Origin of the sequence: Novosphingobium oxfordense, assembly GCF_044029435.1 — a bacterium.
In the GTDB taxonomy this organism is placed as follows: domain Bacteria; phylum Pseudomonadota; class Alphaproteobacteria; order Sphingomonadales; family Sphingomonadaceae; genus Novosphingobium.
Map to the genome: position 1 here is coordinate 2,250,945 of NZ_CP147008.1, position 23,929 is coordinate 2,274,873.

14 protein-coding genes are annotated in these 23,929 nt (G+C 65.1%); 7 read left to right on the plus strand and 7 right to left on the minus strand.

Translation table 11 applies throughout. The features are described 5' to 3' along the window. Window positions 1-59 precede the first annotated feature (59 nt). On the plus strand, window positions 60-890 hold the full coding sequence (locus tag WBP07_RS32335) for a hypothetical protein (RefSeq protein ID WP_395397349.1): 831 nt from the start codon (window positions 60-62) through the stop codon (window positions 888-890). Window positions 891-892: 2 nt separating this feature from the next. On the opposite strand, the gene nagE is transcribed toward WBP07_RS32335, so the two are convergent. From nagE to WBP07_RS32360, 5 genes are all read right to left on the minus strand, one after another. Further along, on the minus strand, window positions 893-2,623 hold the full coding sequence (gene nagE, locus WBP07_RS32340) for an N-acetylglucosamine-specific PTS transporter subunit IIBC (protein WP_395397350.1): 1,731 nt from the start codon (window positions 2,621-2,623) through the stop codon (window positions 893-895). After that, the gene (gene ptsP, locus WBP07_RS32345) at window positions 2,620-5,208 is read right to left on the minus strand and encodes a phosphoenolpyruvate--protein phosphotransferase (RefSeq protein ID WP_395397351.1); all 2,589 of its coding nucleotides are present in this window, start codon (window positions 5,206-5,208) and stop codon (window positions 2,620-2,622) included. Before ptsP ends, nagE begins: the two co-directional genes overlap by 4 nt. Before the next feature lie 135 nt (window positions 5,209-5,343). Continuing rightward, window positions 5,344-6,474, minus strand: coding sequence for an N-acetylglucosamine-6-phosphate deacetylase (gene nagA / locus WBP07_RS32350; RefSeq protein ID WP_395397352.1), 1,131 nt, complete (start codon window positions 6,472-6,474; stop codon window positions 5,344-5,346). Further along, on the minus strand, window positions 6,474-7,529 hold the full coding sequence (locus tag WBP07_RS32355; RefSeq protein ID WP_395397353.1) for an SIS domain-containing protein: 1,056 nt from the start codon (window positions 7,527-7,529) through the stop codon (window positions 6,474-6,476). The genes nagA and WBP07_RS32355 overlap by 1 nt, the downstream gene beginning before the upstream one ends. Before the next feature lie 232 nt (window positions 7,530-7,761). Beyond that, window positions 7,762-8,502, minus strand: coding sequence for a copper homeostasis protein CutC (locus tag WBP07_RS32360; protein WP_395397354.1), 741 nt, complete (start codon window positions 8,500-8,502; stop codon window positions 7,762-7,764). Between the two features lie 527 nt (window positions 8,503-9,029). Between WBP07_RS32360 and WBP07_RS32365 the strand changes: the two genes are divergently transcribed. The 4 genes from WBP07_RS32365 to WBP07_RS32380 all read left to right on the plus strand — a co-directional run bounded on the left by WBP07_RS32365 (window position 9,030) and on the right by WBP07_RS32380 (window position 17,966). After that, on the plus strand, window positions 9,030-11,381 hold the full coding sequence (locus WBP07_RS32365) for a GH92 family glycosyl hydrolase (protein ID WP_395397355.1): 2,352 nt from the start codon (window positions 9,030-9,032) through the stop codon (window positions 11,379-11,381). A 258-nt stretch (window positions 11,382-11,639) separates the two neighbouring features. Next, window positions 11,640-12,647, plus strand: a complete 1,008-nt coding sequence (locus WBP07_RS32370; RefSeq protein WP_395397356.1) for a N(4)-(beta-N-acetylglucosaminyl)-L-asparaginase — start codon at window positions 11,640-11,642, stop codon at window positions 12,645-12,647. 100 nt (window positions 12,648-12,747) lie between these two features. Beyond that, window positions 12,748-15,768, plus strand: a complete 3,021-nt coding sequence (locus WBP07_RS32375) for a TonB-dependent receptor domain-containing protein (RefSeq protein WP_395397357.1) — start codon at window positions 12,748-12,750, stop codon at window positions 15,766-15,768. 338 nt (window positions 15,769-16,106) lie between these two features. Beyond that, window positions 16,107-17,966 carry a beta-N-acetylglucosaminidase domain-containing protein gene (locus WBP07_RS32380; RefSeq protein ID WP_395397358.1) on the plus strand — a complete coding sequence of 620 codons (1,860 nt, stop codon included), beginning with the start codon at window positions 16,107-16,109 and terminating at the stop codon, window positions 17,964-17,966. A 60-nt stretch (window positions 17,967-18,026) separates the two neighbouring features. Here the strand turns inward: WBP07_RS32380 and WBP07_RS32385 are convergent, their stop codons facing one another. After that, window positions 18,027-19,553 carry a CehA/McbA family metallohydrolase gene (locus WBP07_RS32385; protein WP_395397359.1) on the minus strand — a complete coding sequence of 509 codons (1,527 nt, stop codon included), beginning with the start codon at window positions 19,551-19,553 and terminating at the stop codon, window positions 18,027-18,029. Then, window positions 19,553-22,027, minus strand: coding sequence for a TonB-dependent receptor (locus WBP07_RS32390; protein ID WP_395397360.1), 2,475 nt, complete (start codon window positions 22,025-22,027; stop codon window positions 19,553-19,555). Before WBP07_RS32390 ends, WBP07_RS32385 begins: the two co-directional genes overlap by 1 nt. A 260-nt stretch (window positions 22,028-22,287) precedes the next feature. Between WBP07_RS32390 and WBP07_RS32395 the strand changes: the two genes are divergently transcribed. Continuing rightward, window positions 22,288-22,890 (plus strand): RNA polymerase sigma factor, encoded by a 603-nt coding sequence (locus tag WBP07_RS32395; protein WP_395397361.1) that lies wholly within the window; start codon window positions 22,288-22,290, stop codon window positions 22,888-22,890. After that, window positions 22,833-23,900: a FecR family protein gene (locus tag WBP07_RS32400; protein WP_395397362.1), complete on the plus strand. Its 1,068-nt coding sequence runs from the start codon at window positions 22,833-22,835 to the stop codon at window positions 23,898-23,900. Before WBP07_RS32395 ends, WBP07_RS32400 begins: the two co-directional genes overlap by 58 nt. Window positions 23,901-23,929: the final 29 nt, after the last annotated feature.

Below are 23,929 nucleotides of genomic sequence, written 5' to 3' on the forward strand. Positions count from 1 at the left end.
AAGCGGCTGGAAAAAAGCGAGCAGGTGCAATACGTTCCATCCCGCAAGGGAGAAACGGTATGAATATCGTCCTCGGCAGCCTGCTCGCCGCCGCCACTTCCACTATCACCGTGACCGGCACGCCCCCGTCAGGCCCCGCCGCGCAGCGCTTCGTGGCGCAAGTCGCAATAGCGGCAGAGAACGACGTGCCGCTGGCGCGGTTCACGGCCCCGATCTGCGCGGGCAGCGTCGGCCTGCCGCCCGGCGCGGACGCGGTCGTGGCCGACCGGATCACGACAGTCGCCGCCGCCGCCGGGCTCAGGATCGCGCGCGCCGGTTGCACGCCCAATGTGATGGTGGTCTTCGTGAAGGACGGCCACGAAGCCGTGCGCACCTTGGCCCGGACGGGTTCCGGCGCGATGCTGAGCCAGTCCCATGCCGATGTCGTCCGCCTCCTGGCCGAACCCGGCCCGGCTTGGGCATGGAGCGAGGTCGAAACCCTAAGCCGCGACGGCGACCGTCAGAGCCATTTGGATACCGGCGAGAAATCCCTGAAAACCGTGACCTCGACGCGCCTGTCCATGCCGATCCGACGGGATATCGTCAGTTCCGTAGTCCTGATCGACCGGGAGGCCGCCGCCGACCGCGACTTGCGGCAGATCGCCGACTATGCGGCGCTGCGGGCCCTGACAGGCGCCAAATTGAAGGGGTCGGCAACGGAACCCACCGTGCTGACGCTGTTTACCCGGGAAAGAGGCGCGGCGGCTCCCGACGGTCTCACCGAACCCGACCGCGCGTTCCTTTCCGCGTTCTACGCGGTCAGGGCAGACATGGCCCAGCCTCTCCAGCGCCAGCGGATGGTGGATCGCATGGCCCGATCGCACGTCACGAACGCGGACCAGGCCCCCTGAAATCAGGCCGCGAAGCGGTCTAGGTCCTCGGCTGCGAAGAGGAGGTGCACGGTGCTGCCTGCGGCTGTCGCCACGCCGCGAACGCCCGCCGCCGTCAGCGCAGCCGCATCGAGCAAGGCGGGGTCCTGCAATTCCACTCTCAGACGGTTGCCGTAGCGCTGCGCGCTGAGCACGTTCGCGCCGCCGCCAAGCGCCTGCTGCATCGCGCCGGGCACCGTCACCGTTGCCGAAGCGGCCGATGCAGCCTCGGGCGTGGCCGCAGCCTTCGGCGACGCCGGGCCTGCCGCAATCGCCTCGCGGATTTCCACCGAAACGATGTCCGCCACCGGGCCGAGGATCACCTGAAGCGCCTTGTCGGACGGGCGGATGATCCCCCGCGCGCCAAGGGCCTTTAACCGCGCATCGTCCACCGCGCCGTGATCGACGACGATCAGGCGCAGACGGGTGGTGCAGGCGGAAACGTCCACGATGTTGGCGCTGCCGCCCAAAGCCGCGAGATAGGCCGCGCCGCGCCCTTCGGCGATCGGGCTATCGGCAGCGGTGGGAACGGCGGCGACTTCCTCCTCGTCCTCGCGGCCGGGGGTCTTGAGGTCCAGCTTGCGGATCGCGAAGGAAAAGACGCCGTAGTAGACCGCGAAATAGACCAGCCCCACCGGCAGCAGCAGCAGCGGACGCGTGGCCTTTCCGAAGTTCAGCACATAGTCGAACAGACCGGCCGAAAAGCCGAAGCCAAGATGCATGCCCAGCGCGTCGGTCAGCCACATGGACAGGCCGGTCAGCACCGCGTGAATGGCGTAGAGCACCGGGGCAAGGAACATGAAGCTGAATTCGATAGGCTCCGTCACGCCGGTCAGCAGCGATGTCAGCGCCAGGCTGAAAAGCATGCCGGCCACTGCCTTGCGCCGCTCCGGCCGGGCCGCGCGGTACATGGCAAGGCAGGCTGCCGGCAGGCCGAACATCATCACCGGGAAGAAGCCGGTCATGAAGCTTCCGGCGGTGGGATCGCCGGCGAAGAACCGCCGGATATCGCCATGCGCGCCGTTATAGTCGCCGAAGACGAACCAGAAGAGGTTGTTGAACACGTGGTGCAGGCCGGTGACCAGCAGCAGCCGGTTGATCAGGCCGAACAGGAACAGCCCCGCGCCGCCAAGATCGGTGATGCTGTGGCTCACCCCGTCGATACCCAGCACGATCGGGTGGAAACCGAAGCCGACCACGCAGGCCAGCACCAGGCCGACCACGCCCGACACGATCGGCACGAACCGCCGCCCGCCGAAGAACGCAAGGTATTCCGGCAGCTTCACCGTCGCAAAGCGATTGTAGAACGTGCCACCGACAAGGCCCGAGATGATCCCGATCGGCACGTCTATCCGGCCGATGGCCTGGCTCTTCGCGGCCGCCACTGCCGCTGCGAGGGTTTCCCCCGATAGCGTGGGGTCTACGCCCAGCGGCACCGGCATCAGCACTTTCGCGCCTTCGGTGGTCACCAGAAAGCAGACGATGCCCGCAAGGCAGGCCGCTCCGTTGCCGTCCCGCGCATAGCCGGTGGCGACGCCGATGGAGAACAACAGGCCCAGGTGGGAGAACAGGGCATCGCCCGCCGCGCTCAGCAGTGCGATGTTCAGAAGATCCGGCTGGCCCAGACGCAGCAGCAGGCCGGCAACCGGCAGCACGGCGATCGGCAGCATGAGCGCACGGCCCAGCGGCTGCAATGCTTCGAGAACCCGCCTCATGCGCCCTGCTCCTTCAGAAATTCCCGCGCCAATTCGCGCACTTCCCCGGCCGTCGCGCATTCCAGCGCGGCGGCGGCGAGCTCGCGACAACGGTCGATCCGCAGCCCCGCGACCAGCGCCTTGATGTCCGGCACTTGCGCCGGCGTGGCGGAAAGCTCTGCCACGCCAAGGCCCAGCAGCAGCGGCACCGCCAGCGGATCGGACGCGAGCGAACCGCAAACCCCGGTCCAGCGACCGCCGCGCGAACCGCCCTCGCACGTCAGCCCGATCAGCCGCAGCACCGCGGGATGCAGGCCATCGATGGCCGATGCCACCGCCGCATTCCCGCGATCCATGGCAAGCGCATATTGCGTCAGGTCGTTGGTGCCGATGGAGAGGAAATCGGCTTCGCGCGCGAACACGTCCGCCGTTGCCGCCGCCGCCGGCGTTTCCACCATGATCCCCAGCGAAACCCGCTCGACCAATCCAAGGCGCGCGGCAACGCTATCGACCACGCCGCGCACGATGCGCAGTTCCGAAAGGCTGACGACCATCGGAACCATGATCCGGCATTGCCCTTCCGGACGCACGCGCAGGATCGCTTCCACTTGCGCTTCCAGCAGTTCGGGATGGGCCAGACAGACGCGGATGCCGCGCAGGCCCAGCGCCGGGTTTTCCTCCGCCGCCATCGGCAGGAACGGTGCCGGCTTGTCACCCCCAATATCGAGCAGGCGCACGATCAGCGGCCGCCCTTCCAGCGTATCGGCGATGGCCTGGTAGGTTTCCGCCTGCTCCGCCACACTGGGCGCCTGAGGACGCTCGACGAACAAAAACTCGCTCCGCAGCAGGCCGCAGCCTTCCGCTCCGTTCGCCATCGCCTGACGGGCATCGGCCAGCGAGCCCAGATTGGCAAAAACCTCGATGCGTACGCCGTCTGCGGTGTGACACGGCCCCTTCGCCTCGCGCGCGGCAGCGCGGCGCGCGGCGAGCGCTTCAAGCTGCCCGCGAACATGCGCGACCCGATCCTGAGAGGCAGCGGTTTCAAGCTGTGCGGCAGCCGCGTCCACTACCAGCGTGGTACCTTCGGCAACGCCGTCCAGCGCCGTTCCCATCGCCACCAGCATCGGCACGCCAAGCCCGGCCGCCAGGATCGCCACATGCGAAGTGGGCCCCCCGCTGACAAGGCAGATCGCCGTGAGCCGCTCCGGATCGAGCGCCATGAGCTGCGAGGGCAAAAGATCCTCGGCAATGACCACGGCGTTTTCGGGCAGTGTGAAGACCACTGCGTCCCCACCCGCCAGCGCGCAGAGCACCTGCCGCTCAAGGTCGCGCATGTCGTCCACACGCTCGGCAAGGCGGGGATCGCCGGATCGCAACAGAAGTTCGACCTGCGGGCCAATGGCGGCGCGCCAGCCTTCGCCGGCGCTGGCGCCACGGGCAATCGCCTCGTGCGCGGCGGCCAGCAGATCCTCATCCTCCAGCATTACCGCATGCGCGGCAAGGATCGAGGCGGCGTGTGCCGGTGCGCTTTCGCTTTCCGCTGCAATCTTCGCGCGCAACTGTGCCAGTGCCTGGTCCAGCGACGCGCGCTCGATGGCCGGATCGCCCGAACCGGCGGCAACTTCCACGTCGCCAAGCCGATAGTGAACCGCCTGTCCCACCGCCACGCCCGACGCGGCAACGACGCCCGCAAGCGTGCCGTCCGGCGCAATGGCCGTTTCCCGCCGCAGCACCGGCGCGGCGACGCGGCCGGGTTCGGGCGCGGGCTTCTCCTCGGGATGGGCCAGTTCGCCCATGCCGCTGGCGATCAGCGCTTCCAATGCATCCAGCACGTCCGCCGCCTGCGGCCCGCGCGCGTGGAGCGAAATGCGGTCGCCCAGCTTCACGCCCAACGCCAGCACGCCGACCGGGCTGCGCAGGCTGGCCGACTTGCCCGTGATCTCCATCCGCACGCCAGCGTCGAAAGACGTCGCCACTTGCCGCAGCCGCGCAGCCGGGCGCGCATGGATGCCGTGGCGAAGCGGCACCGGAACCTCACGCACCAGTTCCTCATCCCCGGATGCGGGCGAAGCCGCCTCGCCCGCTGCCACAGCAACCTGCCGCAGCGTCATGACCACATCGCCAACCCGGACCGGGCCGGGATCGCGCCGCGATTCCAGCGCCCATTCCTCGCCCGCAAGCAGCAGCACCGGCGTCATCGCGCTCGCCGCGCCGGTGACGATGGCGTCCAGATCGAAACGGATCAGCGGATCGCCCGCCGCAACGGTCTGGTCCTGCACCACCAGCGGCGTGAAACCGCGCCCGCCCATCGCCACGGTATCGACGCCGAGATGGACCAGCAGTTCCGCCCCGCCCTCAAGGCGCAAGGTCACCGCATGGCCGGTTGCCGCGATGGAGGCGATCATGCCGGCACAAGGCGCGTGGAGCACGGAGCCGGTGGGATCGATGACGACGCCATCGCCGACCATGCCGCTTGCGAAGGCCGGATCGGGAATTTCGCCAAGCGGCGCCAGCCAGCCATCCAACGGTGCGGCAACGGCAATCGTCCGTTCGGCAGGCGTGTGCGCGCGATCGGTGGTCAGAGTAGGGGAAACGGAAGCAGACATCGGACTTGCTTGTCTCCTGAAGCGTGCTCGAAGCCGGGGCCTATTGCCGGGCAATTCGAAAGCATGCAGCAAACAAAGGGAAATTCGAAAGGCACAATCCGCCTCGGCAGACCGGATTGCCCCCCGGCATCAATCTCAGAACACCCGCTCTCCGCCGATCCACGTCGCCTGCGGCTTCATGGCGCGATCGAGGCGGACGAAGTCAGCCACGCGACCGGCAGCGATGGTTCCCCGTTCCGCGGCGAGGCCCAGGAACGCGGCGGGTTGCAGAGTGGCCATTTCCACGGCCTGCGCAAGCGAAAGGCCCGCCATGTCCACGGCATTGCGAACGGCATCGGCCATGTTCAGCGAAGCGCCCGCCAGCGTGCCGTTTGCATCCACGCAGCGGCCGTCCGCCACGATAATCTCCCGCCCGTCAAGCTCGAAGCTTGCAAGGTCGGATCCGACGCAGGGCATCGCATCGGTCACCAGCACGAAGCGGTCGAGCGGGCGGCTCGCCAAGGCCACGCGCATCACTGCCGGGTGGACATGGTATCCATCCGCGATCAGTCCGCACCAGGCGGAGCGGTTTTCCAAGGCCGCGCCCACCATGCCGGGATTGCGATGATGCAGCGCGGACATGGCGTTGAACAGGTGCGTCACCCCGGTCACGCCCATGTCGAAGGCGGCCCGTGCGGTCTCGTAATCGGCGTCGGAATGGCCCATGGCCAGCACGACGCCGGCATCGACCAGCGCGCGTGCCTGATCGGCGTGGAGGTATTCGGGCGCAATGGTGAAGAGGACGCGTCCTGCGCGGGGCCGGGTGAGCAGCTCAACCATGGCATCGTCCAGCTTGCGCAGGCTGCCCTCGGAATGGATGCCCCGGCGCCGGGCATTGAGCACGGGCCCTTCCACGTGGATGCCGATGCAGCCCGGCACGCCGGAGGAAATCGCCTCGTCAGTGGCATCGAGCCCGGCGGCGATCACGTCCGGCGCGGCACTGATCAGGGTGGGCAGCATGGCCGTCGTGCCGAACTGCGCGTGCGCGGCGGCAATGGCGGCAATGCCCGCCACGGTGGGGCTATCGTTCAGCAGCACGCCGCCGCCGCCGTTGACCTGCACGTCGATGAAGCCCGGCAGCAGCCAGCCTCCCTCCAGATCGACAACCTCATCGGCGTCGCTGCCGCGCTCGGCGGTGACGATGCGGCCCTGCTCCACGCTCACCACGGCATCGCGCGCCCACGCGCGGCCAAGGTAGACGTTGCCGTTGACGAAAGCGGTCTTCATCACAGGGTCTCGGTAACCTTGCGCAAGTGGGCGGGTCTGTCGGGGTCCAGCCCCCGCGCCAGCGACAGCGCGTTCACTTGCGGATACAGCGCCTGGATCATCAGCAGCGGTTCCAGCGCGGCGTGACCGGCCAGTGCGGCAAGCGTTCCCGCACCAACGGCGCCGAACGGTTCGGCGGCATCGAAAAGCGCAACCTGCGCGCCGCGTCCGGCGAATTCACGGGCGGCTTCCCGCACGCTTTCACCGCTGGCGTCGGACGTGGCGAAGGCCACGATGGGAAAGCCGCCATCGATGATCGTCATCGGCCCATGCCGCACTTCGGCTGCACTGTAAGCTTCGGCATGGAGCGCACAGGTCTCCTTCAATTTCAGCGCGGCTTCCTGCGCCACGGCAAAGCCGTACCCGCGCGCGATCACGAACAGGTTGGCGGCATCGGCCAGCTGCTCGACCAGATCGAACGGGGCGGTTTTCGCGGCCGTTTCCATGGCATCCGGCAGGCTGTCCAGCGCTTGTCCAAGATCGGCATCGCCGGTCCAGTGCGCCACCAGCGCGGCAACGCCGGCCAGAGAGGCGATGTAGGACTTTGTGGCCGCCACCGATTTTTCCGGCCCGGCATGAAGCGGCAGCACCCAATGCGCCAGATCGGCGAGCGGTGCGCTCTCGTCATTCACCAGCGCGACGATGCGCGCGCCGGCGCGACGATGGGCCTCTACTGCAGCCAGCAGATCGGGGCTGCGCCCACTTTGCGAGATTGCCAGCACCAGCACGCCGCTCGACTGCATTTCCGCGCCGAACACCGACGAAACGCTGAGCGCGGAAGAGGAGACCGGCACACCGGCCATCGTCTCGATCAGATACTTGGCATAAGTCGCCGCGTTGTCGGAAGATCCGCGCGCACAGGTGACCACGACCGAAGGCGGATCGGCACGCAAGTCCCGCGCCAGATCGGCCAGGGCTTCGCGGTTGGCCGCCATGAAGGCGCGCACGGCCTGCGGCGCCTCGGCCGCCTCGCGGGCCATCAGCGAAAGAGAGGAAACGGCGGCGTCGGACTGCATTACGGCGAGATCTCCCTGGCTTCACACCCGCCGGCGAGCAATACGCCAGTGGACAAGCGGCCATCCTACCAATGTCTATATAAGTTCTATATTGGTATTCACGAAGTTGAAGCCGCGCGCAATTGGTTTTGCACAGCGGTACCGATTTTTCCCGACGCCCGCACTTGCGCAAGCGCGGGATCGGTACCGTTCGCGCACTGCTCCGGCAGCTTTAGGTGTCGTTAGGTGCCGTTCAGGTCACCGCCGCGATCGCGGCCTTGACCCTTGCCACCTCGCGGGCATCCGTCACCATCCGCGCCCCCTTCTGGAAGCCCAGTTGCTCAAGGCGCGAACCGCCTGCAGGCGCGGTTCCCGCAGTCCGGCAAGAGCCGTGAAACTCCCTGATACCGGCCGCCGCCAGCACCGGAATCGTTTCGGCCGAGACCCCCGATCCGGCCAGGATCACGATGCGCCCCGCCGCCTGCCTGCAAAGCTGCGCCAACCGCTCCGCACCATCGGCGGCCCGCACGGCTCCGCCCGAAGTCAGGATGCGGTCGAACCCCATCGCCACGGCCTGCTCCAGCCCACTCTCCATGTCATCCAGCAAGTCGAAGACACGGTGCAGTGTCACCGACAGCGGCGCACCGCGCGCAAGGCCGGCACGCCGGGCATGATCGAGCCATTCGCGCAGGACCGGCAAGTCAAGGCCCGCAGCACTGCCCGCGCCGATCACGATCCCCGCCAGCCCCATTTCAGCAGCAAGATCGATGTCATCCCGAACTTGCGCCACTTCCTGCGCGTCATAGGCGAAATCGCCCTCGCGCGGGCGGCACAACATATGCACGGCGATCGGCGCTTCGGCCGCGACCCGAACCAACGACCGGGGCGGCGTCAAGCCACCCAGCGCCAGTGCGCTGCAAAGCTCCACCCGGTCACCCCTACCCATTACGGCAGCGGCGATTCCCCCGGCATCCTCGACACAGACTTCCAGCACTGCACCCCTCCACAAACTGCCCTGTCAGGCCCTCGCGCGCCGATTCGGGCAGCGGGAAATTGGACATACTTTGGCCCATGATACGATCCAATTCCAAAAATTGGATAGAACCACATACACGCTGACATCGCTGACATATTCTCAAAAATAACGGATTTCAGCCACCAATGAGGCTGACGAGAAAATTTCGGCTCTGGAAAGGATCTATTTTGATAACATTGACTTCGCACATTGGAATGGTATTGGCATTGCTATAAGGAAACGTAGCGGCCTCGCCTTTCAGCAATGATCGGACGATGCCCACGGGGTATCGAGGAAAACCATGATGGAACGTGCGCGGGCAATTGTCGTCACCGGAAAGGCCAGCGCGCAAAATCCGTCCATGGGCCCCGCCTAAACCAGCTTCTAAGTCCCGTGCAAAGCGAGCAGGTCTCCCCCTCCTCCTCCGAGATCTGCATGCACACGGGCCGGCGCCTGCCGTAAGGTTTCGACCGTCCCGGCAGGCGCCGTCCTTTTAAGGAATTACCATGACAGCTTTCAGCCGCCGCCGTCTCATGGCCGGCTCCTGCCGCCTTGCGCTGCTGGCCGCCGCCGGTTCGGCCGCCACGACGCGAACGATGGCAGCCGAAACGCTCAATTCCGAAGGCCCTGAAAAGACCGATCCCTTTATCGGCACCGGTGGTGACGGTCACACTTTCCCCGGCGCCACCCTGCCCTTCGGCATGGTCCAGCTCAGTCCCGATACGGACACGGCGCGGTGGGATACCTGCTCGGGCTACCATCATGGCGATGCCTCGATGCTGGGCTTCTCGCACACCCATCTTTCCGGCACCGGCATCGGCGACATGCTGGACGTGCTGGTACAGCCCTGCCGGGGCGAAGTACGGCTTCAGCCCGGTCCGCTTGACCGGCCGGACGAAGGATACCGCCTGCGCTACAGCAATGAGGCGGCAGAGCCGGGCTATTATCGGGTCCAACTGGAAAACGGCGTCGCCAGCGAACTTACCGCCACGCTGCGCACCGGCATCCAGCGGCACACGTATCCGGCCGGCGGAGACGGTGGGCAGAGCGGCGGCCACCTGCTGATCGACCTGTCGCACCTCGTCCTGGATTCCTCGGACGCCCATCCGCTGATCGACGACGCTGCACTCACGCTGGAAGCAAACGGCACGCTCACCGGGCAGCGGCGCGTCTTCCGCTGGGCCAAGGGGCGGCACATCTACTTCGCCATGCAGTTCTCCCGCCCGCCAAGCCGGGTCGAGTTCTTCGGCGATGGAGATGCGCCGCAAGACGCCACCGCCCGGCAGGTCAAGGGCCGCCGGGTGAAGGCCGCCATCCATTTCGACGATGCCGGCACTGCGCCGATCGTCGTGCGCACCGGGATTTCGGCAGTCGATATCGCCGGCGCCAGGGCAAACCTTGCGGCCGAGGCCACGCATTTCGATTTCGACGCGTACCGGCAGGCCGCAAGCCGGGCCTGGGGTCAGGAGCTGGACCAGATTACCGTGCGCGGCGGCACTGCCGACCAGCATACGATCATGGCAACGGCGCTCTATCACACCCTTATCGGCCCAACGCTGTTTTCCGACGTAGACGGCCGCACGATGGGGCTGGACCGCGCCGTTCACCAGCTCGAGGCCGGACAGGCCGCCTACAGCGCCTATTCGCTCTGGGACACCTATCGCGCCGTCCACCCCTTGCACACGTTGCTCCGCCCCGCGCAGGTGGAACGGTTCGTGGGCGACCTTATCCGCCAGACCCAGCAGAGTCCCTACGGGCCGCCAGTCTGGCCGCTGCAGGGCGTGGAAACCGGATGCATGATCGGCTGGCACTCCGTGCCGGTGCTGGCCGAAGCCATGGCGAAGGGCATTCCCGGCGATTACGCCGCCGCCTGGCCCGGCATTCGCAAGCGCGCGTTCGACTTCGCGACACCGGCGCAGGACAATGCACTGGGCATTCCGCTGTACGATGCCAAGGGATACGTCCCGGCGGACAAGGTGTTCGAAAGCGTCAGCCGCACGCTCGAATACGCCTACGACGACTATGCCGGCGCTCGGATTGCGCGTGCTGCCGGCGCTTTGGACGATGCCAAGCGGCTGGAGAAGCGTTCGGGCAACTGGAAGAACGTGTTCGACACCGCGACCGGCCACGCCCGCCCGCGCCTTGACGACGGAAGCTGGGCAGAGCCTTACGATCCCGTGGAACTCGGCCATTCCGCAAAGTGGCGGGATTTTACGGAGAGCAACGGCTGGCAGGCGACTTTCCTCAACCAGCACGACGTTCACGGCCTGGCCGAAGCGATGGGCGGGCCCGCCGCGCTCGAAGCCAAGCTGGATGCGTTTTTCAATGCGCCATCCGTGCTGCCGAAGAACGCGCCGCCAGACATCAGCGGCATGGTCGGCCAGTATGCGCACGGGAACGAGCCCTCGCATCACGTGGCCTATCTCTACGCCTGGACCGGCGCGCACTGGAAAACGCAAGGCATGGTGCGCCGCCTGCTCGCAATGATGTACCGCGCGCATCCTTCCGGCGTGATCGGCAACGACGATTGCGGGCAGATGAGCGCCTGGTACGTGCTGTCCGCCCTTGGGTTCTATCCCGTGGATCCGGTCAGCGGCATCTACATCTTCGGCAGCCCGCTGTTCGAAGAAGCGCGCGTGAAACTGGGCAGCGGCCGCGAACTCATCGTCAGTGCGCCAGGCAACCGTTCGGACCGGCCGTACTATGGCCGCGTGGAATGGAATGGCAAGGCGCACGGAAGGTGCTGGATCAGCCACGAAGAGATCATGCAGGGCGGAAGGCTGACCTTCCACATGCAGACCACGGCAGACCTTTCGTTCGGACGCGATTCGCGCAACCGCCCACCGCGCCGGGGCTGACACAATAGGCAGGAATGGCTGAAATCCTTCCCTTCCCGTATGGAGGGAAGGATCGCCCGCAACAGCCATTACCCGGATAAATGATACCAATAAGCGACAAAGAGACAGAAAATGTCGCCAAAACATATCCAAAAGTAAATTTTGGTATTGAATTGATTCGGCGCCTATGACAGCTTTGTTGCAAGACAGGCTTTGGGAAACGGCAAGCCGGTCCACGTACGGAAACGGACGAGGACTTGTCGACAGGGGAAAATGGGCATGGGAATTTCGCGTCGCGATACCTTGGGACTTGCCTTGGCCGGATCGGTCACTGCCGCTACCGCGCGGGCTGCGCCCGCCGTTAAAGGCACTACCGGAAGCACCGGCAATGCCGCACTCGTCGTCTCGACATGGGACTTCGGCGCCGCGGCCAACGCAGCAGCCTACAACAGCTGGAAAGGCGGCGGCACGCTTGTCGATGCCGTGGAAGCCGGTGCTCGCGTGCCGGAAGCCGATGTCACCAACCATTCGGTAGGCCTGGGCGGCTATCCCGATCGGGACGGTCATGTCACGCTTGACGCGATCATCATGGACGATCGCGGCCACGCCGGCGCGGTTGCTGCACTTGAGGGCTATGTCCACGCCATTTCCGTGGCGCGGCGGGTCATGGAACGCACGCCCCACACGATGCTGGTCGGCGAAGGGGCAGCCCAGTTCGCGCGGGAGCAAGGCTTCACGGCCCAGAACCTGCTGACGCCGGAGGCCGAGGCGGCATGGCGTGAATGGCTTAAAACGGCGGAATACAAGCCGGTCGCCAATATCGAGAACCAACGCGGTTCCGCGCTCGACCACGACACCATCGGCATTCTTGCCCGCAGCCCCGAAGGGCGCCTCGCCGGTGCCTGCACGACGTCCGGCATGGCCTTCAAGTTACGTGGACGAGTGGGCGATTCACCCCAGGCCGGCTGCGGACTGCTGGTCGAACCGGGCGTGGGCGCCGCTTCGGCAACGGGCGTGGGTGAGGAAGTGACCCGCATTGCCGGATCCGCACGCGTGGTCAGCTCGATGCGCATGGGGCTGTCCCCCATGGCGGCGTGCCGCGAAGCGGTGGAACATATCGTCAGTCTGCGGGGTGACGCGGTGAAAGACGCACAAGTCGCCTTCATCGCCATCGACAAGAACGGCCGGGTAGGCGCTTTCGCGATACAGCCTGGCTTCACTTACGCCGTCACCGACGCGACGGGGCGAACGGTCGTCCACCCAGCGGACAGCCTCCGCCGCGCCTGACCGCATCATACCAATTTCGTACCTTTGCCGGAAACGGAAGCAAGGACGATTGCGTCAAGTAAAAATCGTATCAATTTCAGGGAAGAAGATGGGTCAACGAATGAGGAAGATTACAAAGTTACTGTTGGCGACAACCTGCATCTCCGGTCTCGCCGCCCCCGCCCTGGCGCAGGACAATGCGCCTGACGACGCTGCCACCGATGGCGCAAGCGGCGGTTCCGCCGGTTCCATCATCGTCACGGGTTCGCGCATCAACCGCCCGAACGCCACTGCGGCCGCGCCGATCACGTCCGTCACCAATGACGCGATCCGCGCGCAGGCCGCCGTGAATATCGAGGAAGTTCTCAACCGCATCCCGCAGATCGCGCCGGACAGCCAGCAGAACTACCAGGATTCCGACGGTCGCCAGCGCATCAAGCTGCGCAACCTCGGCTTCGAACGCACGCTGACCCTGATCGACGGCAAGCGCGTGGGCACCATGAACGGTGTCGATGCCAACATGATCCCCACCTCGCTGATCAAGCGCGTGGACGTACTGACCGGCGGCGCCTCCGCCGTCTACGGTTCGGACGCGGTCGCCGGCGTGGTGAACTTCGTCATGGATGACGATTTCGAAGGCGTCCAGATCAACGGCAACTACAACTTCTATCTTCACAACAACAAGCGCACGCTGGTTTCGGACGTTACCAGCCAGTACGGCTTCCAGCAGCCCGCCAGCGGCACCACTGCCGACGGTGGCCGCACCGACATCTCGCTGACGTTCGGTAAGAAGCTGTTCGATAACCGCTTCCACATCAGCGGTTACGTCAACTATCGCGAAGCCGCGCTGGTCCCCTACTCGTCGCGCGAAACCTCCGGCTGCCAGCTCACCGAATCCGTCAAGGACGGTCCGCTCGGCTGTACCGTTTCGACCTACACGCCCTATGGCTACGTCTCGCCCCGCACGGGTGCGGCCAGCGGCGAACAGTACGTCAACAATCCCGACGGGTCGCGCACGTTCGTTCCCTATAGCGATGCCCTGGCCGCCAATCCCTATGACGGCTACTCCTTCCAGCGCGCGGACAAGCGCTGGAATGCCGGCGGTTTCACCTCGTTCGAGATTTCCGACGCGGCCGAACTCTACGGCAGCCTGATGTGGTTCCGCGACCGTTCGACGAACCCCTACCCGGCGCGGGTCTATAGCCCCACCGCCTATGGCGACGGTTCTTCGCCCTACTATGTGAACTGCAACAATCCGCTGATGTCGGCCTCTCAGGCACAGACCGTCTGCGGCGCCGACGCGGGCACTTCCACGCTCGCGCCGATCGAACTGCGCTATCGCTTCAACAACGCGCAGCCGCTCGACGACGTCTATCTCAACAAGGGCCTGCGCACCACAGCCGGCGTGCGCGGCCAGTTCGCGCAGGGATGGAACTACGACCTGGGCGGCGTCTATGCCCGCAACCGCCAGGACATCACCTGGGGCCAGCCGGACTATGACCGCGTCAACAACGCACTCAACGTGGTCAGCGTCAACGGCCAGCTTCAGTGCGCCACCGGCTCGGCCGACGGCTGCGTTCCGTTTGACGCCTTCAGCGCCAATTCGGCACTCAACACGCAGGCGCTCTACAACTACCTGATCGAAGGCAACTTCGGCACCAGCACCACGATCAACACGCTCTACAACGTCGTCGGCACGGTTCAGGGCGACCTCGGCACCTACGGCATCAAGACGCCGTGGGCCGAACAGGGCGTTGCGGTCGCTTTCGGCGCGGAATTCCGCGAGGATAAGCTGAAGAGCTACGCCGACGACGTCTGGCGTGAACAGAACGGCGGTTCGGACAGCAACCTTTCGCAGCACGCCTGGGAAGGTAACGTGGAACTTCAGGTTCCGATTGCCGAACACCAGCGTTTTGCAGATCTGCTCCAGTTCAACGGCGCCTATCGACTGTCCAAGTACAGTTCCAACCCCAGCGTCTTCTCCACCTGGAAGGCCGAGGCGATCTGGTCGCCGATCCGGGACATCACCTTCCGCGGATCCATCAACCGCGCCCAGCGCGCGCCCACGGTGGTGGAAGCCTACCAGGGCTCCAACATCAGCTACGGCCGTGCCACCACCGCCTATAACGACATCTGCGCACCGACGGTCAGCTATACGACCGACCCGGTAACCGGCCAGCAGGTGCCCGTCTACGGCGCTCCGGCAGCGTCGCGCGAAGTCTGCGCGGCAACTGGGCTGGCTGACAACCTCTACGGCAGCCCGACCCTGATCTGCCCGACCGACATCGGCTGCACGGTGCGTCACGGTGGCTACACGGTGGACCCGGAAACCGCCTATACCAAGACCTTCGGCGTCGTCCTCAAGCCGTCGTTCATTCCGGGCCTTACCGTCTCGGTCGACCGCTTCCTGATCGATATCAACGACTCGATCGGTTACAACGACTTCGACTACTTCTCGAACGGCTGTCTGCAGACCGGCAGCGACTTCTTCTGCTCGATGTTCGTGCGCAATGCGGACGGCACGCTGTCGAGCAATCCCAGCACCAATCCGACCACCGGCTACATCCGCGGCGGCACGACGAACTATTACAAGAGCAAGTCGCACGGCTGGGACTTCCAGGGTCAGTACAACCTTGGCCTTGGCAATTACGGCAGCATCGCGTTCGACTTCGCCGGCTCGCTTACGACCCTGGCCGGCGGGCAGGATTCGCCGATCCTCGCAAAGTACAACTGCGCGGGATACTACGGCGGTCCTTGCGGTCAGCTGATCCCCAAGTGGACCCACACCCTTCGCGCCACGTACACCACGGACAATCGCGTGTTCAACGCGTCGTTCAACTGGCGCTATGTCGGCCCGCTGACGAATGTGTCCAATTCGGGCGATCCGGCACTGGGCTGGAGCGAGAGCACCGAGCGTGAGACGTTCTACCGCATCGGCGCGCAGAACTACTTCGACCTTGCCCTCACCGTCCGCGTGAACGAGCAGTTCTCGCTGCGCATGTCGGCGAACAACATCTTCGACAAGCTGCCGCCGCTGCTTCCCAATTCGTACAACTACGGATTGTCGCGCAGCAACACGCTGTCCGCCCGTTACGACTCGCTGGGCCGCCAGCTCGCAATCGGCGCAACCGTCAACTTCTGATAGCCATGTGCCGGGATCCTGGAAAACGGGATCCCGGCATTTGCCGATACGTCGGCATTCATTCGTGACGCCGGGCCTGACGGCACGCCTTCCGATGTGGAAGAACCCTGCGTCCTTCCGCCGCGCCACTTGCCAACCGGACGGCCATCGCCCGAAAGCACGGAAAATCAGGCTTCCACGGTGCTTGCATTGTGGTGATGCGCCTGATTTACCAGACCTATACAACACCATTTGAATACCGGAGAGCCTTGGTGAAACAGTATCGTCGCCGTCTGAATCTGAGCGCAAAGGGGGCCCTCCTCCTCGCCGCGGCCTTTGCCGCGCCGCATGCCAGCGCCATGACGGAGACACTGCCGGGCATCTTCCCCACGCCCACTTCGATGCAGCTCAACGGCGGCACGGTTGCGCTCGGCACGTCGGTCGTGCTGGTGCAATCGGCGAAGACCGATGCCGAAACCATCGAATTGGTGCGGCAAATCCTGGCCAATGCCGGTGTCACCAAAATTCGCACCGCAACCCGCGTTCCGGCCAAGCTGGACCAGTCCTATATCGTTATCGGCACCGGAAATTCGGCGGTCCTGCGCGATGCGGCAAGCCGGGCAAAGGCCGCCCTTCCCACAGAGAAAGAGGGCTACACGCTCGCCAGCACAGTGGAAGGCAACGGCAACCTGACCGTCCTTGCTGGCTTCGACGGGGACGGGCTGTTTCACGCCGCGCAGACGCTGCGCCAACTGGCGAAGCAGGCCAGCTTCCCTGCCGTGCGGATCCACGACTTCCCCTCCATGCCCGTGCGTGGCACGATCGAGGGCTTCTACGGCGCCCCGTGGACGATGCAGGACCGCGACGCACACCTGGCATTCCTGGGCCGCGCAAAAGCCAATACCTACATCTACAGCCCCAAGGACGATCCCTACGCACGCGACCGCTGGCGCGACGATTATCCCGCCGCGACACTGAGCGAGCTGGGCGCGCTGGTGCATCAGGCCAAGCGCAACCACATCGATTTCGTATACGCCGTCTCGCCCGGCCCTTCGGTCTGCTATTCCAGCGCGTCGGACCTCAAAGCGCTGCTGCGCAAGTTCGATGCCATTCGCGCGTTGTCCGTGCGGTCGTTCTACGTGGCGCTGGACGACATCGAGTACACCAAGTGGAATTGCGATGCGGACAAGGAGAAGTTCGGCCCTTCCAGCGATAAGGCCGCTGCCGCCGCGCAGGCCTATCTGCTGAATGCCGTTCAGGCCGATCTCGCGTCCGGCGGCCACGACATTCCATCGCTGATCATGGTGCCGACCGAATATTACGATGCCAAGGAAACGCCCTACAAGGCGGGGCTGCGCGAGAAGCTCGATCCCCGAATCATCGTGCAGTGGACCGGCACCGACGTCGTGCCGCCGGCCATCTCGATCCCCGATGCCAAGGCCGCGACCAAGGCGTTCGGCCGCAAGACGCTGCTCTGGGACAATTACCCGGTGAACGACTACGCCCAGTCCACGGGCAGGCTTCTGCTTGCGCCTTACACGCGGCGCGAAGCCGGCCTGTCGAGCGAGTTGACCGGCATTGTCGCCAACCCAATGAACCAGGAGGCACCCAGCCGCGTCGCGGTGATGGGGCTGACCGCCTTCGCCTGGAACGACAAGGCCTACGACGCGGAGCTGACGTGGCATGCGGCGGCGCGGGAAATCGCATCCGACGATCCGCGCACGACGGCGGCCTTGCTCACTTTCTTCGATACACAGCACCTTGCGCCCACGTTCGGCACGCAGCCCTGGCAGCCGCAATCGCCACGACTGAAAACGGTGCTGGATCGCGTGCGGGAAACCCTCGCCCATGGCGATGCGGATGCGCGCAAGGCGGCTCTCAAGGATCTTGCGCGTCAGGCCGACGATATCGCCAATGCGCCCGCTACCATCCGCGCCGGCGTTGCAGACAAGAACTTCATTGCGCAAGCAGCGCCATGGTTGGACGCCATGCAGCGCTGGGGCAGCGCCCTGCAACTGACAGCCGCAGGCCTGAGCGCCGCCAATGACGGAAGCGCCACGGCAAGGTCCCTCTTCGCCGATGCGAAGAAGCAGGCGGACGAAGCCGCAGCGGTGCAGTCGATCCCCGGCGCGACCCGTTTCGATGGTCCGATCAAGATCGCCGATGGCGTGCTGGACCTGTTCATCGCCGATGCTCCGGGCCTGATCGCCGTACCGTGATCGCTACGGGAAACGTCGCGCTTAGGGGCGCGGCGTTTCCCGATGGCAGCAAACGGCCTGTCAGCGGGCCGGTGCGATATAGACGGGATTGCCGAGCAGGATCAGCTTCCCCGCCTTGTCGCGGACTTCCGCGCGTATCGAGTGACGCTCACCATCGCTGCGCCACATCACGGAGCCACTGACGCCATCCGTCGCCCGCGTCAGGGCGGACACCGCCACGCCATCGACCAACAGGGCCACAGTCCCCTGCTCCACGCCGCGCACTTGCGGGTCGAGGGTGACCTCGTCGCCCTTCGGAACCTCAAGGGTCTCGCCCATGTGGATTGCCCTGCCCTGCGCGCTGGCGACAAGGTCGAGCATGCGTCCGCCCGTTCCGTCGATGTCGATGAAGACGCGGCCGGCGCGAATGCCCGCCAGAAAACCGGGAACTGACAGCTCCTTCATGTAGACGACCGTTGTCGGCGTGCCGACCGGGTTCGGCAGCTTGTCCGCCGTGGGCGCATCATGATTGTCGCTGCCGCCGATACCGGTAACGTGCTTCCCGGCGGCAAGCAGGCGATCCCACAGGCCGATGCCCTGATTGGGACTGTCCGGCCGGCCGGTTTCAGCCATCGTCCCCCCGTTGATCACTTCCACCGCGCCCACCGTACCGGCTGGCAGGTCCGGAACGCGCCAGCCGCAGCCCATGCAGTTCTCCCCGCTGGGAGAGCCTGCGTGATTGAGCGATACGATGCCGCCCGCGCGGTTGGCCGCCTCCATCCACTTGCGCGCCTGGGCCCAGGTCGGTGCATCCATTCGCCAGTCGAGTGGGGCGGTAATGCCGAACACATTGGCATGGCCGTAAAACGTCGTGATCTCGCGCCCCGGCACCAGCAGCAATCGGTCGAACGCCGGCTGCAGTTCACGCAAGGCGTTGGATTGCGCGGTGGTGTTGTGATCGGTCACAGCAATGAAATCGAGCCCGCGCGCAGCCGCCGCCTCCAGCGTACGATAGACCGGGCATGGCACTTTCCGGCCGCTCTGCGCGCTGCATTTGCCGTCGCTGTTGCCGGTGTGCATGTGCAAGTCGCCGCGATACCAACCGGCCTTGTCGTTCAGCGGGGCGTCCGCGAAGGACGTGACGATGGCTCCGCGCTCCACGAAGATTTCCGCCTTCCACGGCGCATGTCCGTCCACGCGCAAGTTCGGCACACCCAACAGCAGGTGCCACTTGCCCGCCGGAAGCAGGCCGGGAAGGTAGCCCGGCGTGGCGTCGGTTTCGGACAGCGTCATCCCGCTGCGCGCACCACCGCTCCATCCGCGCAGGCGCTGGGGATCGACAAGCCCCATGTCGATGGCGGCTTTCTGCTCCCTGCCTTCATAACTGAAGCGGATCGTCAGCCTCGTCACTCCAGCGGGAAGAATGAAAGGTATCTCGCGATAATGTTCGTGATCGGCGCGTGTCATCGTGCCGGTCAAGGTGGCGAAAGGACGGACCGCCGTATCCACGCGGGCAGGCGCATCGTCGGCAGCGGCCGTGGCCGGAACCGCTGTCCCCATGGTGAGGAGCAGCGGCAGGGCGCACCGAACGAGGGTTCGCACGATCATCAGAACTTGTAGAGCACCGAGGCGCGGAAATTGCGGCCCAGCAACGGGCGGGCGATGAACACGCTGGCCCCCGCATCGCCGTTCTGCACTTCGCCCGCGCGGGGATTACCCTCGGTCAAGCCCAGCGAATTGTTCACATTGTCGACATAGGCGAACACCGTCAGACGATCGCTCACCGCAAAGCTGCCGCTCAGGTTGACGGTGGCATAGGCGGGCAGCTTCACCGAATTGGCGGTATCGACATAGCGAGCGCCTTCATACTCCCACGATCCCTGAAGGCGCAGGCGGCCATCCACCAGATTGAAGCCCGGCACGATCCGCAGGCTGGTAATCGGCACGCGGATCAGGCGATTGCCGTCGTAATCGTTGATGGCGCCGGTGCTGTCCGTGTAAGTCAGCCCCTTGTAGCGCGGATCCTGCAGCGTTGCCGTGCCGGAAATGTCGAACCACGAAGTGGGCCGCAGCGTGCCTTCCAGTTCAAGGCCGAACGTCTGCGTATCCGCATAGAGCGTCTGGCTGGTCGTCGAGCCGTTGAGGTTGAAGATGTAGTTGGTGAAGCTGACGTCGTTGTAGCGCGTCCAGAAGCCGGTGGCGTAGAATTCGACCAGCCGGCTGGCATACTTGAAGCCCGCCTCACCCAGGCTCATCGTCTGCACATAGGGCTTGGCGCTGGCGTTGGTGACGTAGTTGCCAAGGCTGGGCAGGCGGTTCGCATATGTATAGCGCGCGAATACGCCGGAGCGGTCGTTGAACTGGTAGTTCGCACCGGCCGTCCACGTGGCATGGCTGAAGGTATCGTTATAGTTGGCGTAGACGCCGCTGCCGGTAACGATGTTGGATGTGGCGAACGTGCCCAGGTTCGCCGTCGTCTTCAGCCCAACGGTACCGCGGGTGTTCATCGTTTCCCACCGCACGCCGGCATCGATACGCAGCGCGGGGGTGATCTGCCATTCGTCGGTCAGGTACAGCGCATTGGTGGACTGCTGGCCGTGGGCATCCTCCCACTCATAGCCGTAGCGATAGATGCCGTTGTCCGTGATCGTGGAAAGCACCTTGCCCGTGTTGTCCAGCGCGACAAGATCAAGCAGGCGGGCGTTGTCCTGCACGTCCAGCAGCGCGGTCGACGAATAGCGGCTGAAACTCTCGTCCAGATGCGCGTAGTAATAGCCGAAGGTGACGTTGTGCGTCGTCCCGCCCATGGCGAACTTGTGGGCGATACGCGTATCGCTCATGAATTCCTTCACCGGCATCGTGATCCCGCGCAACCCGCCAACGATGACAAGGCCGTTGCCATTCTGGTTCGCGGTGTCGAACATATCGCCACTGGTGGTGTACCGCAGCCCCAGCGCGGTTGCGCCCGGCACCGTTGCCAGCAGCGGCGATCCCGACTGCAGCAGGCTCTGCGCGCTCTGTATCGAGTTGGGATAGACGCCGTTGCGCTGCGTCCAGGTATCGTTGTAGCGCATCGACTCGCTGACGCGCCAGCCGTCTGCCGGTTCGAAATCGAACTTGCCGGTGATCTGGGTGCGCTTGACGTGGGTTCCTTCGGTATTGTCGAAAGTATAAGTGCTACCGTCACCCTGGATCATCTTGATCAGCTGGGTTTCGGGACCGGCAACAGTGCCGGTGTGTCCGCTGAAACCCTTGACCGCAACGATGTCTCCATCATTGTCGTAAGTCATGGGAATGCCGGTATAGAAGATGACCTTGTCATCCATCCGCTTGACGTCCAGGCTGAAGTGGCCCGTGCTCCAGTCGCGCGAGAGGGTGGCGCGGACTTGCCCGCCCTGATTGCCAGTGAAGCCCGGATCGCGCACGCCGTCATCCGCGCGGTAGAAACCGCCTGCGGCCAGTTTCCATTCGCCGCCGATCGGCGTGCCGACCCAGAAATCCGCGCGATAGAGGCTGCTTCCGCCCACCGTCAGCTTCACAAGGCCTTCGGCGGTGTCGCCAGCCTGACGCGGAATGTAGTTCACGGCACCGGCCGGGGCGTTGGAATAGAACAGTGCCGAAGGGCCGCCGCGCACCACTTCGATCCGGTCGATCGTTTCATCCAGGCGGAAAGCCTGGTCGGCATTCAGATAGCCCAGTGCCGGATCGTGCTGGACCGGCATGCCGTCTTCCAGAAGCTGGATCGAACCGAAACCGTCAACCGGCACACCGCGTGCGCGCACGTTGCCGCTGGCCTCGCCGCCCGACGCTTCGACCCAGAAACCGGGAACGGACTTCAGGGATTCGGTGACGCTGGTGGGCGCCTGCAGGCGAAGCTTTTCCTCGTCGATATTGGTCACGGAATAGCTCGTCTGCGCCTTGGTCAGTTCGCCGGTGCCGGCACGGCCGGTGACGATGATCTCGTTGTAGCCGTTCTTGTCCTGATCGCCGGTCTCGGCCGGCGCGGCGGCGGCTTCCTGTGCCTGGGCGGGCACGGCAAGCGCAAGGGCGATGAGAGAGGAAGTCAGCAGTAACGATCGCATGGAATAGCCCCTTAAAAGTCTGAAAAATATGCAGTCTTCACAAGTCCACATGCATCGATGCATGCGCCTGCCCCGCCGCTTCGCCGGTAAGATCGAAGCGGTTCGCGGCATTCGGCGGGAGGACGCGGGGAGAGAGACTTTCCGCTATCGAGAGGCGAAAAAAATTTCTGCCGAAGCAGGCGATGGAGTGTCAGCCGGCTGTAACATCACCCCGCTACCCGGCTGCCAAAGGGCGCATGAGGGAGTGAAAACGGGGAACTATGGCCTGGCTGCGCGACATCGACGTATGGTTCGCCGACCACGTCTTCATTCACCGCGATCGTCACCGTCGCTATGCGGCCAGCATCGTTCGCAGTGCCGACGATGCCGAGGAACTGGTACAGGAGGCCTATGCCCGGCTGTTCGCGCTGGAAAACTGGCGCGCCATCGTCAACCCCCATGCCTTCACCATCCGCATCATCCGCAATCTGGCGATCGAAAGGGCGCGCAAGGCCGATGTCGTGCGGATCGACGACGCCGCATTGCTGCACAGGGCCGAACTGGCGGACGAGCAACCGACGCCCGATGTGGTCGCCTCGGATCGCAGCGAGCTTGACCGCGTGGTCTGCGCCATGCAGGAACTGCCGCCGCGCATGCGCGAGGCACTCTATCTGCGCAGGGTCGAAGGTTTGCCCCCGCCGCAGGTAGCGGAAAGGATGAACATATCAGTCTCCACAGTGGAGACACACTTGGTAAAGGGCCTGCGATTGCTGGTCAGACGCCTTGCGGGGCGTGACGGGCAGATCGGGGCGGAGAATACGGTTCAATGCGAGGCGACGGACAAGACGAACACCAGCACGAGAGGCCGTCGCGAGACGACCTGACGGACCAGGCGGCCGCCTGGCTGGTCGCGCTTGATTGCGGCACCGCGGACGAGGCCGCTTTCGAAGCCTGGCGCAATGCCCATCCCCGGAACGCTTCCGCCTTCGCACAAGCGGCAGCAACCTGGCGCCGTACCGCCGATCCGCGCATCCCCTCGCTGTTGACCACTTCGCCCGCTGCTTTGCCTGTATCCGCATTTCACCCTGCGACAGCGGATATTCCCGATGACGCAGCGTTCCTGCCCGCCCCGTCATCGGCCATGTCGCGCCGCTCCGCACTCGGCGCGGGCCTTGCCGCCGTACTGGCCGCCGGTGGAGTTACCACCTGGCTGGCGTTCCCCCAGCGCGCCTACGCCGAAACTATGGTGGGCGAGCGCCGCCGCGTCGTGCTGCCAGACGGCAGCGCCGCAATGCTCAACACCAACTCGCGCATTGGCTGGCATTTCGGGAACGAGCGATCGATCTGGCTGGAACGTGGGGAAGCCGTCTTCGAAGTCCGGGCTGGCAACCGGGCGCTGCGGCTCCACAGCGAACCGATGCAGGCAGAGCTGGGCCCGGGCCGTTTCAGCCTGCGGCTTGAACCGGACGCAGGCCGCTTGATGGTGTTGGCGGGCACCGCGAAAGTGAAATCCTACACCGTGGGCAGCGGTCATATGGCCACGGCACGCGGAGGCGGCCTCTCGATCGATCCGCTCGATCCGCAAGCCGCCGCCGATGCCACCGCCTGGGAAGCCGGCCGGATCGTGTTCAACGGCATGAGGCTGGATCAGGCCGTTGCCGAATACAATCGCTACCTGCCCTACGCGATCGAAGTCGCGCAGCCTGACCTTGCATCGACGCGGCTGGGCGGCGAGTTCCAGATCAGCCAGCCCGAAGTCTTCCTGCGTTCGCTGGAAGACGGTTTCGGCGTCCATCACTTTTGGCGCGACGGGAAAATCCAGCTCGTTTCCGCAGCGGTGCCGACCGGCAGCCCTCCATCATCCCCCGCTTCAGCAAGCACCGTCGGCAAATGACATGAAGCTGTCGCCCCGCCGTTGCATGG

Bases quoted from the DNA above. Each gene is read 5' to 3' on its own strand.
- WBP07_RS32335 (WP_395397349.1), top strand. From the start codon at position 60: ATGAATATCGTCCTCGGCAGCCTGCTCGCCGCCGCCACTTCCACTATC.
- nagE (WP_395397350.1), bottom strand. From the start codon at position 2,623: ATGAGGCGGGTTCTCGAAGCATTGCAGCCGCTGGGCCGTGCGCTCATG.
- ptsP (WP_395397351.1), bottom strand. From the start codon at position 5,208: ATGTCTGCTTCCGTTTCCCCTACTCTGACCACCGATCGCGCGCACACG.
- nagA (WP_395397352.1), bottom strand. From the start codon at position 6,474: ATGAAGACCGCTTTCGTCAACGGCAACGTCTACCTTGGCCGCGCGTGG.
- WBP07_RS32355 (WP_395397353.1), bottom strand. From the start codon at position 7,529: ATGCAGTCCGACGCCGCCGTTTCCTCTCTTTCGCTGATGGCCCGCGAG.
- WBP07_RS32365 (WP_395397355.1), top strand. From the start codon at position 9,030: ATGACAGCTTTCAGCCGCCGCCGTCTCATGGCCGGCTCCTGCCGCCTT.
- WBP07_RS32370 (WP_395397356.1), top strand. From the start codon at position 11,640: ATGGGAATTTCGCGTCGCGATACCTTGGGACTTGCCTTGGCCGGATCG.
- WBP07_RS32375 (WP_395397357.1), top strand. From the start codon at position 12,748: ATGAGGAAGATTACAAAGTTACTGTTGGCGACAACCTGCATCTCCGGT.
- WBP07_RS32380 (WP_395397358.1), top strand. From the start codon at position 16,107: ATGACGGAGACACTGCCGGGCATCTTCCCCACGCCCACTTCGATGCAG.
- WBP07_RS32385 (WP_395397359.1), bottom strand. From the start codon at position 19,553: ATGATCGTGCGAACCCTCGTTCGGTGCGCCCTGCCGCTGCTCCTCACC.
- WBP07_RS32390 (WP_395397360.1), bottom strand. From the start codon at position 22,027: ATGCGATCGTTACTGCTGACTTCCTCTCTCATCGCCCTTGCGCTTGCC.
- WBP07_RS32395 (WP_395397361.1), top strand. From the start codon at position 22,288: ATGGCCTGGCTGCGCGACATCGACGTATGGTTCGCCGACCACGTCTTC.
- WBP07_RS32400 (WP_395397362.1), top strand. From the start codon at position 22,833: ATGCGAGGCGACGGACAAGACGAACACCAGCACGAGAGGCCGTCGCGA.